This window comes from Methanosphaera sp. DEW79, from assembly GCF_003266085.1.
Lineage (GTDB): Archaea > Methanobacteriota > Methanobacteria > Methanobacteriales > Methanobacteriaceae > Methanosphaera > Methanosphaera stadtmanae.
The window spans coordinates 19,168-32,498 of sequence record NZ_MUZW01000063.1; the positions used below are offsets into that span (position 1 = coordinate 19,168).

Below are 13,331 nucleotides of genomic sequence, written 5' to 3' on the forward strand. Positions count from 1 at the left end.
ATTATACTAAAGAGGTGAATAAAATATGTGGGGAAAAATCATAGGAATTATACTCATTATTTTTATAATAGGTGGTTTTGTTGTACCAGTAGGTCCAATAGGACAAACTGCAGATTCATCTATTGCTGTAACATATGGAGAAACAACCTATGCTAACCAAGATTATAAAGATATAGTAAATCAATACTTCAAAGATAATGGATATAATAACTTAGATAATGCAAATAAAACTATAATAACTGCAAATGATGTAAATGCAATATCACAAGATATAAGTCATAAAACATACAATTCAAATCAAATACTTTCATCAGCTCTAGTTGATTTAAACTCAAATAACGATATAAAAGTAGATGTGGATAAATCTAAAATTACAACAGTAACAGAAAGTATGTATAAAACTGCATTAAATTCATCTGGTATTACAAAAGGACATGTTATTGTAACTTCTCCAACAACTGCAACTGGAGAATCAGCACTTGCAGGAATTCTTAAATCATATGAAGTTGCAACAGGAAAAGAAATACCAAATGATGTGAAAGAAGCAGCAAATAATGAAATATACACACAAAGTGAAGTAGTAAATAATACAAATATAAGTGCAGATGATGTGGCAAATGTTGTATCACAAGCAAAAGAGGAAGCAGCAAAACAAAATACCACAGACACACAGACCATTATAAACATTGTAAATAACATTGCAAGTAACAACAATATAAATATAACAAGTACAGATGCAAGTAATCTAGCAGATAGTATATCACAAAGTCAGTCAGTACAAGATAAGGCAAATCAATATCAAAATCAAGTAACTGATTATGTAAATTCTGAAGGAGCACAAACATTATTTAGCCAAATATGGAACATGATCCAATCTATGTTAAATGGAAATACTGGAAGTACAACAAATACTTCCAATTAATACTTTTTTTTATTATCTATTCACATAAAACAATTCCATTTAGAACAAGAATTTAATTATTAAAATAATAGTTTTTATATAACTATCAAAAAATATTCAAGACTACTTCTATTAAATAAACCCACCTTTTTTATACCAACAAATAATTAAGTATGTAATAGGTGTATTAACTATGATAATCTATTTTTCAGCAACAGGAAACTCTCAATATGTCTCTAAAAAAATAGCAAAAGAAATAAATGAAAAAACATATTCAATAATAGAAAATAAAAATACACGAAAATACCATATACATATAGAAAAAGATGAAACCCTAGGTGTTGTTATTCCAACATACTTCTGGGGACTACCAACAATTGTAGAGGAATATCTCTCTAAACTAACTATTACATCAGAAAATAAAAATCCATACATCTACATAATAACAACATATGGTACAACCCCTGGATACTCTGCAGGATATGTCAAAGAACACCTAAATATATGTGGATATAAAGTAAATCTACAGGCAAGTATTAAAATGGTAGATACATGGACTGTTATGTTTGATTTAACTGGTAAAGAAAAAATAAAACAACAAACAATAGAATCAGACAAAGAAATAGATACAATCATAACACGAATTAAAAATAGAAATCAGGGAAAATATGTTGCAAGAAAAATACCTAAATTCATATCTAACATGGCACAACTATGGTATGATAGAAGTAGAAAAACAAAAAATTTACACATAACAAAAACATGCACTGGATGTAAAAAATGTATAAATAACTGTCCAATAAATGCCATAACACTAGTTAATAACAAACCCTCTTGGCAAAAAGAATACTGTGTAATGTGTCTTAGATGTCTACATATATGTCCAACATTTTCAATACAATACAACAATAAGACACAAAAACATGGACAATATATAAATCCATACATTAAAAAATTAGATTAAAAAAAAGTTTTAGTGAATAAACTCTATTCACCATGTAACTTTGCAACAGCAATTTGAGCTGCTCTCTCCATTGATGTTTCAAATGGAATATTATGTTCTGTTAATATTTTTTGACCTTCTTCTTCATTAGTTCCAGTTAATCTAATTACAACAGGTATGTCAGATTCATGTTCTTTAGTTACATTAACAACAGCATTTGCAACATCATCAGCACGAGTTATTCCACCTAAAACATTTAGGAAAATAACTTTAACTTTTGGATTTTTAAGTACTAATCTTAAAGCTCTTGTAATAACTTCTTCTGATGCTCCTCCACCAACATCAAGAAATGTTGCTGGTTTTTCACCATAATATTGAATTAAATCCATACCAGTTAATGTTAATCCTGCACCATTACCAATTACTGCTATGTTACCATCGAGTTTTATATATGCAAGATCATCTGAGTCATCTTCATGTTCTAAATCAAATTGTTTTAATTTTTTATGTCTAAAGAATGCATCATCATCTATTGCCATTTTTGCATCTGCTGCAATAAATCCATCAGGTGTTTTTATTAATGGATTTATTTCTGCTACTGTTGCATCATAATCATTGAATGCTTGATATAATTTCCATATAAAGTTACCTACAGCAGATACTTCATTTGTATCAACACCCATTTTAAATGCAATGTTACGTGCTTGATATGGCATGAATTCTTCTAATGGTTCAACATATTGTTTTACAATTTTTTCAGGTGATTCCTTTGCTACTTGTTCAATATCCATTCCACCAGCCATACTTGCCATAATTAATGGTTTTTTAGCATCCCTATCAAGAATAATAGACAAGTAGTATTCACTTATTTTATTTTCTACCTTTTCTTCAATGAGAACTTGAGTAACTTTTTCATCTTTAATTGTTTTTGTAAATAATTCTTTAGTTCTTTGTGCTGCTTCTTCTGGAGTATCTGCAAATAGAATTCCACCAGCTTTTCCACGACCACCAGATAGTACTTGTGATTTTACTGCAACAGGTTTACCTATTAATTTTGTTTTTTCTGCTGCTTCTTCTGGTGAGCTTGCCAAATAACTTTCTGGTATCTTAATATTTGATACTCTAAAAATCTTCTTTGCTACGTATTCATGTATATTCATAATTCCACCATTATTCTATCTTAACAGTATTCATTCCTTCTTCAAATGCCTTCATATTCATATCTTCAGTTCCTTTAGGTACACTTGAAAGTATTGCTTGTTTTGCTGCATCCTGACTTATTACTCCAGTTGCTTTAACAAAGGAGCCTAACATCACTATGTTTGCCACAATTTTTCTACCAATTACTTTTTCAGCTGTTCTTGTTGCTTGTGATTTGTATACTTTAAGATTCTTACTTTTAACTATATCATTTATTTCTTCTTCATATACTAAGTCTGGATCAATTATTAGTGTTGCATTTTCTTGTATATCATCAATATATTTTAGTAATGATTCATGAGACATTACAACAAATATTTCAGGACTTTCCACTTTTGGATAATCTATTTCATCATCACTTATTACAACTTCTGTACGGGAAGCTCCTCCCCTTGCTTCTGGACCATAGGATTGTGTTTGTACAGCATATATATGATCAAATAAAGATGCAGCTTTTGCTATTACTATTCCACACATTAATATTCCCTGTCCACCAAAACCTGCTATACGTATTTCTGTCCTCATACTTAATCACTCATATATGCTTTGTTAATATTATCATCAGGATCAATTTCTGAATGTTTTCTAATTACTTCTTCTGAAGAAGTTATAAATTCTTTTCTTGGTTTATTTACATAAACACCTGTAATAATTTTACCTTTTAATTCATCTTCTGTCATATTCCTAGATTGTTCCAGTGTTATTGTATTTTCTTTAAACCAGTGAATCATTTCAACAGGTGTTCTTATTTTGTTTTTTCGTCCATAATATGTTGGACATTGAGATATTACTTCAATAAATGAAAATCCTTTATTTTCTAATCCATCTTTTATGCTTTGAGCCACTTGCATTGGTTGGGCTGTAGTGTACTTTGCAACATATGATGCACCTGCTGCCTTTGCAACTTCTGCTATGTTAAATGGCATGTCAGTAGAACCATATGGTGCTGTTGTTGCAAAACTTCCTTCAGGACTAGTTGGACTTATTTGTCCACCAGTCATTCCATAGATATCATTGTTTATGCATATTACAGTTAAATCTATATTTCTACGTGCTGCATGGATTAAATGATTTCCACCAATAGATGTTGCATCACCATCACCTGTAACTACTACAACATCTCTTTTTGGATTAGCAATTTTTAGTCCTGTTGCAAATGCTATTGCTCTTCCATGAGTTGTATGTAGAGAATCACATTTTACATATCCTGGTATTCTTGATGAACATCCTATACCTGAAACCATATTTAAATCATCAAATGATTTATCTGATAATTCCATTCCTTTAAATATTGTATTTAGTACTATACCATTTCCACAACCAGGACAGAATATATGTGGTAATCTTTCTTCTCGTAAATATTTCATGTATTCATGAGGGTGTTTAGAGTCAGCCATTATTTTATTCCTCCATGATTTTATCTAATATTTCCTTTGGAGTATGTAATGCTCCACCTATTTTAGATAATAATTCAACATTTGCATGTTTTCCAAGTACTCTATCTACTTCAAGATATACTTGTCCTAGATTTAGTTCTGGTACAATTATCCTTTTAGCATTTTGTGTTAATTTAAGTAGTTGTTCTTCTGGAAATGGCCATACTACTCCAAGTTTTATGTATCCTACTTTCAAGTCCCTTTCTCTTGCTTGTTTTACTGCTGTTAGTGCAGATCTTGAAGGTATTCCATAGGATAATACTACTGTATCTGCATCTTCCATGTATTCAGATTCAATTTGTGATATTTCATTTCTATTTTTTAGTATTTTATCACATAATCTTGTTACTAGTTGTGTGTGAACATCAGCATCATCTGTATTTGGATATCCTCTTTCATCATGAGTTAGACCTGTTACATGTATGTTAAATCCTTCACCAAATGAGGGCATTGGTGTTGTTTGTGCAGATTTAACATTGTAGGGTAGGTATGTATCATCTGTTTTTTCTGGCATTGTTCTTGGTATAATTTCAACTTTTTCAGGTACTGTTATTTTTTCCCTCATATGTCCAACAATTTCATCAGCCATTACAAATACTGGGCATCTGTATTTTTCTGCTAAATTAAATGCTTTAACAGTATAATCAAAACATTCTTGTACTGATGATGGTGCTAATGATATTGTTTCATAATCTCCATGGGATCCCCATCTTGTTTGCATCATATCTGCTTGAGCAGATCTTGTAGGTTGACCTGTTGATGGTGAACCTCTTTGCATGTTAATTATTACTATTGGTGTTTCTGTCATTGTAGCATATCCAATATTTTCTTGCATGAGAGATATACCCGGACCACTTGTTGCTGTAACAACTTTTTGTCCCCCCCATGAAGCCCCTATAATTGCACCTATAGCAGATATTTCATCTTCCATTTGAACAAAATGGCCACCTACTGTAGGTAATTTTTTAGACATTATTTCAGCAATTTCTGTGGATGGTGTAATAGGGTAACCTGCAAAAAATCTACATCCTGCAGCTAATGCTCCAAGTGCACAGGCTTCGTTTCCTTGTACAAAATATTCTTTATCTGCCATTTTAATCATCATCCTCTATTGAAATTACTTGATCAGGACACATTAATGCACATAAGTTACATTTTATGCATTTTTCATTGTCTGGAATAGGTATATGTACACCTTTATGATTTAGTGTTTCAGATGGGGTATACACATCCATTGGACAAATGTCAACACAAATATAGCATCCTTTACACAATTCTTCATTTATGTATAACATATTATTACCTTTATATTAATTAAGTGAATTTTGTAACATTTAATAAGACTTAGTAAAAAAAATTAGTAGATTTACTTGTCAATTATGTTTAATTATAAACTTGTAAATGTTAATCATGAAATAGTTATATTTTTCCATGATAGATGAATAAAATTTAGTTATTTTTTTAAACATCGTTTTTATCACATTATATTTATTATTTGTTTATTCTATTATTAATAGTTACAGAAATGTTACATAAATTTAGAGATATATGGAAAATTGTATATTATCTCTAAAGAATTCCCCTACATATTATCATAAGTTATGCTATTTTAATAGACAAAATTAATTATATATTTAGAATTTATATAAAAATTAATAAAATTGTATATATAAATCATTATGAATTTAATAAAATACAAGTTTTCATAAAAAAGAATAATCTTTAGAAAATAATAGAATACTATGAAAATAGCAATCCATTATAATATACAATATATAATGTAAATTCTTTTTACTTTAAAGAAAAAATACCTTCTAAAAACATACTTTTAAAATATAATAGAATATATTGCAAATAGTATGTGATTTTAATAATAAATGAAAATTTAATTTTTTATTTATAATACAGTTTAAATAAATCTTAATATAAAAATCACAACAATATTCATACTTATTTTAGAATATAAATAAGATTTTAAAAAACAGAAATCAACATTTGAAAAACAACATTTTACACATGAAAAATCATAGAAAAACAAAAATCATACATATAAAAACAAATTTTTATTTATATATAAAATATCATACCATAATTTCCACATATTAACAACACTCACCAATTATTAATTAATGTTATTTTTCATAGAAAACTACTAATTTTAATAAACAACTTCTTATAAAAATAAATTATAGAATAGGAAGAAGGATTATGAGTAAACAAACAGTAAGAAAAACAATAAAATTAGATGCTAATCTATGGAGTAGTTTTCAAGAAAAGATAGAACAAGAGTATGGAACTACATATAAACATACATCAGAAGAGATAGAGAATGCTATTGCAAATTACATCAATAAAGATATTCAAGATATTGAAAAAACAAAAACAATTATTCAAAATCTAAAATATGAAAATGAAAGTTTAAAAAGTGAAAATACAAGCCTAACAAAAGAAATTAAAAGTATTACAACAGAACATTTAAAATTAACTAATGAAAATAAAAAACATACATCTACAATAGATACACAAAAAAGTAGTATAGAATTACTTGAAAGTAAGAATTTGAATTTAGAAAATAAAATACAACAACTCGAAATAGAATTAAATCGTGTGAATTCCTTAAATAATGATAATGTTGAAGAAATTAAAATTTTAAAAGAAAATAATAAAGTTTTAGAAGAAAAATATATTGAACAAGTTGAAACAACAAATAAACAAGTGCAAGAGAATACTAAAATTAAAAATAAACGAGAACATGCACAAGAAAGACTAAATAAAACACAAGACGAACTAAATGAAACTCTAAAAAGACTTGAAAAATATAGTTATGCCATAGGTCAAGTTCAACATATGAATATTATTGATAGAATTCTTAACAGACTACCTCAACAAGTAAAGGAATTACAAGCTGCAACTTATGAGAAAAAAGAATAGAAATATCCTATCATTCTTTAATATACATTATAGGATATTCTAATTCTTCATCATAGGATATGCATGTAGAAATAACATCACTTCCCACATTCGTAGTTAATGTTACCTCAAGCATTGAACCCTCAAGAGATGTGTAGTTCATAGATCCACATGCATCTTTAATTAAATTCTTATTTAAAGAAACCTTCACATCTATAATTGCTGGTTGTAATAGTATACTTTCTTCTATAGCTTTTTCCAAACTACTACAGCTTTCAATATTAACTGGTGTTCCAACAAATTGATGATATAATGCACCCATACTAATACCACCCTCAAATATGGCTCTTTCCCTATTGGATAAATTTCTAAAATAATCTTCTTCTTTCATAGACATACCTCATTATATCATATATCATGTTACATTTTTAAATCTACCCATAATGGAGCATTATATGTTGGAATTGTTAAGATAATATTATCCATATTTGATATAACAGCTACTACAGAATCTCTTGGAATTTCAACCATTATAATATATTCAACATCCAAATTTCCAAGATTGGAAGTCCTCTCATAATCAGATAAACGAGTACCATACTCTGTTAATAATAGATTTAATTGAGATTCATCAAGAACTCCAATAGCCTTTGATGATAACACTTCTTCAACCTCAATCACGTTCTTTTGTGATAAATTTCTCATATTAGGATATTCATCAAGTTCCATATTATAATTAATTACTCCAGAATCCTTAGATCTAAGTATTGATACTATTCTTGCCCCTCCAACAAGTTTATTAGTCTTTCTATTAGTAGATATATTATCTGTATTGTTTAGATATTCTTCTGAATCAGTATCTATAATATTATTATATATATCAACAACATCACCCACATTCAATAAACCACTGGCTGCCTGTTTTCTATTTATACTTAATGGAACTATCACAGAGTCAACCTTATGAATAGAAATACCAGTTAATGATTTTTCTGAATTAACATAAGTTGTTGCATTATCTACAGACATTATATTTTTTGTATCATTAATATCCACTTCCACTCTATCATATTTATCTTTAAATTCATTTATTTGAGAATGTAGTTGATTTTTTAGTATAGGATATGCTAATGCTTCAACATCAATAGATTCAACTGCATCTTGCGTAGTTGCCGAATTGATTTGGGCTATTATTGAATGTTTAGCTTGAATATTTTCTGTATTATTTTTAAAAATTGTATTTACTTCATTAATTTTAATAGTCTTTTTTGTGTTTAACTCCTCTATTGAAGGACTAAATACTAGAAAATAATAACATATTGCAAAGATTATTAAAACCACAAAAGAAAGTACAACAATACCTGTTAAAAGTTCTCTATTTTCTTTTTGATAATATTGTCTATGTCTTTTATGAGACAATGTATTGTTGTTTGGCTCTAATGAATCTTTTAAATCATTGAATAAATTTTTAGAATTATATTTTAAGTAATTGATTATTTTTTTCATAACTTATCTTTGTATATATTGAAAAAATAATACTTATAAAAAAAAGAAGTAAAGGATTTATTTATTTTTTATGTAAATCCTTTTTAGATTTAGATGAATTTCTTGTTATAGTACTTATATCATCTATTACATTATTATTTACTTTTAATTTAGATATGGAATAATTATTAGCAGGTATGAAATTGTATATTGTAAGTCCAAATATGTATATCAATACTAATACTAGTAATATGTATGATGGAATTGAATGTAGTGCCTCATTGATATTTGGTATAATACATAATATTGTTAAGATTCCAGTTAATACAATAACCTTCATATCCCTTACTTTTGGATATTCAATACTTGATATCATAAGTAGAGATATTATAATTGTTAGTATAAACATTGATTCAAAACTTATCAATGAAGTAAGTATTAATAATGCAACAATCATTGAAGATGATGGTATTGGTAATCCTATGAATACTTCTGTTGGACTGGTTTGTCCTGCCAGTAGTGTATTATATCTAGTTAATCTTAAAATTCCACATGCAACTAATAAAAATACTGGTATTAATATTAATGAATTATTAGTAAGCATATATATTACTATTGCAGGTGCTACTCCAAAGGATACAATGTCTGCAAGTGAATCTATTGTTTCACCAAAAAGTGCATGCATAGGACCTTCATTAAACTTTCTTGCTAATATCCCATCAACACTATCAAATACAACAGCTAGTAGCAATAGTTGCGCTGAAAGTATTGTATTTCCAGTTAAAACAGCTAATATTGCACCTAGTCCAGATAATGCATTGGCAAGTGATGCTATATCAGCTATTGAAATCATTTTTAATATATTTGTTTCCATCTAAATCATTTCCTTGAAATTTTTTCTATTATTATATATTTATATTTATAAATAAATACATATTTTGATTATTATTTTTTTATAAAAAATAATAATTATTCAAGGAATTTTTTATTATAAATACCTATTTTAACAACATATAATTAAACATTGTTTATTATTTTATTTATATTTATAGAAAAAATAATTCAAAAAAATATTAACTATAAAAATACTTGAAGATACAACATATATATTAATAACATAAAATAAGGATTAAAAATAATATGATACTTGATGATGAAAGTCAAATTTTAGGAATTGATGAAGCAGGAAGAGGTTCAGTAATAGGTCCACTAGTAATAGGTGGAGTACTTATGAAAAAGAAAAAAATACGCTTCCTAAATAGAATTGGTGTAAAGGATTCTAAACAATTAAACATGAAAAAAAGAACAATAATCTCTAGGAAAATAAAGAAAATAGCCCAGTTTAAAACAATAATAATTCCAGCCCATACAATAGATGAAAAAAGAAACAACGACATAAACCTAAATGAGATTGAAACAGAAGGTATGGAAGAAATTATAAAAATAATGAAACCTAATGCATGTTATATTGATTGTATAGATGTACGTGAAAATAGATTTCATGATAAAATACAGAAAATAAATCCAAACATGACTGTTGTAACAGAACATAAAGCTGATGAAACATATAAAATAGTATCAGCAGCATCCATTATTGCAAAGGTTGAAAGAGACAAACAACTAGAAATTATAAGACAAGAATATGGTTCAGTAGGCTCAGGATATCCAAGTGATAAAAATACAATAAACTACCTAAAAACAATAAAAAATAATCAATTTCCTCCAATAATAAGAAAAACATGGAAAACAATAGAAAATATAACAAAATCCACAGAATAATAATACAAGCTAATAATCCCTAAATATCCCATATATTAAATAAAATATGAAATTTATATAATATAAAATTAAGATATATACATTATATATAGAAAAAATTTTTAATCTGAGTACTAAAATAAAAAAATTCCACTTAGGAGTAAAAATAAAATGGATATTATAGGAATACTCACCTCGGGAGTAAATGATATAATAAGTATGTTTCAGAGTGGAGGAATAATCGTATATTTACTTACTGTAATAGGTCTTTATGGATTATTTCTTGCACTTGAGAAAATATGGTATTTACGAAAAGCATCAGAAGTTGACTTATCAGAATTAATGATTGTTGTTAATGAATCCATGGCACATGGTGGTTCACTAGAAGCTTTAAGAGCAATTGGTAACTATAAAACACCATTATCCAGAATAATTTCTGAAGCTCTTAAAATTGGATACAGAAGTAAATCTGAAGTTGAAGATAACATGGAACAGGTTTTTATTGTTGAAATGAGTAAAATGATGAAAGGTCTCTCAACAATACAAACAATTATTGAAATGGCACCACTACTAGGATTAATAGGTACAGTTCTTGGAATGTGGTATACATTCAAAGAATTAGGAGTAAGTAATGATATTACTCTTCTAGCTAATGGTATATACATTGCAATTATAACTACAATATTTGGATTAGCAGTAGCAATTATATTACTACCCTTCTATACATACATAAAAAACAAGATAGAAGTACAGTTAGATAATATTGAAATTGCTAAGAAAATGAGTAACTGGAGACATGCTGAAATGAAAATCTGGATTGAAACAGATAAAGAAGAAGTAATAGAAGCATTACAAGAATCTCCAGGTATTATTAAAGTAAAAGAAATTGATGATGAACAAGCAAATCTAAAAGTAGCTATTAAACCAAATATGCTAGAAAAAGGGATAAAAACAATAATTAGAGAATGTTCTGATACATCCAATAGGATTGTTGAAAGTAAATTAAAACAATAAACAAAAGTTTTATAGAAGGAATATCTAATGGCTATTGACACTAAACAATTTAAAGATAAAATTAAACAACAAAACCCTAACATAAATCTTGTACCATTGTTAGATGTTATATTTACAATAATGATATTTTTACTAGTAGTATTAAGTCAGACACCAACATCAGATCTAACACACTATTCACAAGACCAAATATCAGCAAAGCCAACAAGTTCAACAGGAACCTCCGAATACTATTTACTACCCTTAAATGGATTAAAAAAAGTAACAGTGAATGGAGTAGATTATTCTGATAAAATACGTAATGGTGCTGTGGCAGTACATACAAGAGTTATGGATGAGGGTCAAATAACTATGGATTCATCAACAGGAACCATAACAATAAAATCACCAGAAGATTTAGCATCAATTGCTGTTAAAAGTCCAGCAAGTTCGTAAATAACTAAAAAAAAATACTCAGATAAATATTATTAGAAAAAATAGATAATGAGATGATAAAATGTATCTTGGAAGAATAATATCAATAGGAAGTAGTAAAGATGGTGTTTATGCATCATATAGAGTATCAAGCAGATCATTTCCAAATCGTAAATCTGTAGTAAACAATCAAAAAGTAGCAATCATACCAACTCAAGGATCAGAAGATGATATCTATAAAAATCCATATATAAGCTACAACTGTATTGACATAATAGATGACATATGTGTTGTAACAAATGGATCACACACAGATATTATTGCAGGTAAAATAAGAGAAGGTATGAATATGAAAGATGCTGTGGCTCTATCCCTTCTTACAATGGATTATGAAAAAGATGATTATAACACCCCCCGTATAGGTGGAGCAATAAATACTAAAGGTGAAGGTTACATAGGTATTGTAACACATGAAGGTATTGAAGTTAAAAAAGTAAATCCTGGTGAATCCTTCTATGTATCAACATATGAACATAACACTCCCCGAGAAGTAGACTATACTGCAACAAATGCAAAAGAAGCTACTGAATTCATATTTAATGGTGGAATATTTAGTGAATTTACACACCCTGTAACATCTTGTGCAGCATTTAATAAAGATGAATGGGAAATAGATTTTAAAAATCCATAAATAAACTTAAACCCCAAATTCTTTTCTTTAATTTTTTAAGAACTTAACAGTATTGTTAGTGTTTTTTCAATAAAGATTTCATTGTTACTAAGTACTCTCCACTATATGGAGATATTAATTAGTTTTATCTTTTTTTAAATAATCTTTTTTAAATATTTAATTTAATAAAATGTTTTATTTTTTATTGATTATACTACTATAATAAACTATTACCAGTTATTTGACTTTTAACTATTAAAAACACTGAGTTTATTTTTATTCATAAAATATCTCAAAAGTTAAGTAATAAACTATACTACCAAAAACAACGACATAATAGATTTACTTCAAAAACAACATCAACAAACAATCTAAAACTAAGATACAAAATTATAAGAGCAATACAAAAACTAAAATAAGTGGAAGAATAAGAAGAATCCAAAGAAATGTACTACAAAACCAATCAACAAACGTCTTCAACTATCATCTACATATAATTCACAATTCCATAACTTTCAGATAGTAACTGAATTATTCATAATTATTAAAAAAAATATATTAAAAAGGCAATATAAAGCTTTATTTAAAAAATAAACTCCA

General features: G+C 27.5%; 15 protein-coding genes. 7 read left to right on the top strand and 8 right to left on the bottom strand.

The window, feature by feature from the left end; all coding sequences use genetic code 11:
* Positions 1-25 precede the first annotated feature (25 nt).
* Both BZ132_RS06665 and BZ132_RS06670 read left to right on the top strand, forming a co-directional pair.
* A complete protein-coding gene (locus BZ132_RS06665) occupies positions 26-922 on the top strand; it encodes a DUF1002 domain-containing protein (RefSeq protein ID WP_011406955.1) in 897 nt (298 codons plus the stop codon).
* Between the two features lie 172 nt (positions 923-1,094).
* The gene (locus tag BZ132_RS06670; protein WP_286940675.1) at positions 1,095-1,865 is read left to right on the top strand and encodes an EFR1 family ferrodoxin; all 771 of its coding nucleotides are present in this window, start codon (positions 1,095-1,097) and stop codon (positions 1,863-1,865) included.
* Positions 1,866-1,888: 23 nt separating this feature from the next.
* Here BZ132_RS06670 and sucC read toward each other — a convergent pair whose 3' ends face one another.
* From sucC to BZ132_RS06695, 5 genes are read right to left on the bottom strand one after another with little or no spacing between them, the layout of a single operon-like run.
* Entirely contained in the window at positions 1,889-3,004 is a 1,116-nt protein-coding gene (sucC, locus tag BZ132_RS06675; protein WP_011406957.1) for an ADP-forming succinate--CoA ligase subunit beta, read from the bottom strand.
* Between the two features lie 10 nt (positions 3,005-3,014).
* Positions 3,015-3,569, bottom strand: a complete 555-nt coding sequence (locus tag BZ132_RS06680; protein WP_286940676.1) for a 2-oxoacid:ferredoxin oxidoreductase subunit gamma — start codon at positions 3,567-3,569, stop codon at positions 3,015-3,017.
* Positions 3,570-3,571: 2 nt separating this feature from the next.
* Positions 3,572-4,441, bottom strand: a complete 870-nt coding sequence (locus tag BZ132_RS06685) for a 2-oxoacid:ferredoxin oxidoreductase subunit beta (protein ID WP_011406959.1) — start codon at positions 4,439-4,441, stop codon at positions 3,572-3,574.
* A 4-nt stretch (positions 4,442-4,445) separates the two neighbouring features.
* Positions 4,446-5,573 carry a 2-oxoacid:acceptor oxidoreductase subunit alpha gene (locus BZ132_RS06690; protein ID WP_286940677.1) on the bottom strand — a complete coding sequence of 376 codons (1,128 nt, stop codon included), beginning with the start codon at positions 5,571-5,573 and terminating at the stop codon, positions 4,446-4,448.
* Between the two features lies 1 nt (position 5,574).
* Positions 5,575-5,775 carry a ferredoxin family protein gene (locus BZ132_RS06695; protein WP_011406961.1) on the bottom strand — a complete coding sequence of 67 codons (201 nt, stop codon included), beginning with the start codon at positions 5,773-5,775 and terminating at the stop codon, positions 5,575-5,577.
* A gap of 913 nt (positions 5,776-6,688) precedes the next feature.
* Here BZ132_RS06695 and BZ132_RS06700 point away from each other — a divergent pair.
* Positions 6,689-7,411: a hypothetical protein gene (locus tag BZ132_RS06700; protein WP_011406962.1), complete on the top strand. Its 723-nt coding sequence runs from the start codon at positions 6,689-6,691 to the stop codon at positions 7,409-7,411.
* Between the two features lie 10 nt (positions 7,412-7,421).
* On the opposite strand, the gene BZ132_RS06705 is transcribed toward BZ132_RS06700, so the two are convergent.
* From BZ132_RS06705 to pssA, 3 genes are all read right to left on the bottom strand, one after another.
* On the bottom strand, positions 7,422-7,781 hold the full coding sequence (locus tag BZ132_RS06705; protein ID WP_394339517.1) for a dihydroneopterin aldolase family protein: 360 nt from the start codon (positions 7,779-7,781) through the stop codon (positions 7,422-7,424).
* A 29-nt stretch (positions 7,782-7,810) separates the two neighbouring features.
* Complete coding sequence (locus BZ132_RS06710) at positions 7,811-8,896, bottom strand: DUF515 domain-containing protein (protein WP_286940679.1); 1,086 nt, start codon at positions 8,894-8,896, stop codon at positions 7,811-7,813.
* A gap of 61 nt (positions 8,897-8,957) precedes the next feature.
* Positions 8,958-9,749, bottom strand: a complete 792-nt coding sequence (gene pssA / locus BZ132_RS06715; RefSeq protein WP_011406965.1) for a CDP-diacylglycerol--serine O-phosphatidyltransferase — start codon at positions 9,747-9,749, stop codon at positions 8,958-8,960.
* Positions 9,750-10,015: 266 nt separating this feature from the next.
* On the opposite strand from pssA, the gene rnhB reads away from it, so the two are divergent.
* The 4 genes from rnhB to BZ132_RS06735 all read left to right on the top strand — a co-directional run bounded on the left by rnhB (position 10,016) and on the right by BZ132_RS06735 (position 12,752).
* Positions 10,016-10,654, top strand: a complete 639-nt coding sequence (rnhB, locus tag BZ132_RS06720) for a ribonuclease HII (RefSeq protein WP_011406966.1) — start codon at positions 10,016-10,018, stop codon at positions 10,652-10,654.
* A 150-nt stretch (positions 10,655-10,804) separates the two neighbouring features.
* Entirely contained in the window at positions 10,805-11,647 is an 843-nt protein-coding gene (locus BZ132_RS06725; RefSeq protein ID WP_011406967.1) for a MotA/TolQ/ExbB proton channel family protein, read from the top strand.
* A 27-nt stretch (positions 11,648-11,674) separates the two neighbouring features.
* The gene (locus BZ132_RS06730) at positions 11,675-12,082 is read left to right on the top strand and encodes a biopolymer transporter ExbD (protein ID WP_112149735.1); all 408 of its coding nucleotides are present in this window, start codon (positions 11,675-11,677) and stop codon (positions 12,080-12,082) included.
* Positions 12,083-12,143: 61 nt separating this feature from the next.
* A complete protein-coding gene (locus BZ132_RS06735; RefSeq protein ID WP_011406969.1) occupies positions 12,144-12,752 on the top strand; it encodes an IMP cyclohydrolase in 609 nt (202 codons plus the stop codon).
* Positions 12,753-13,331 lie beyond the last annotated feature (579 nt).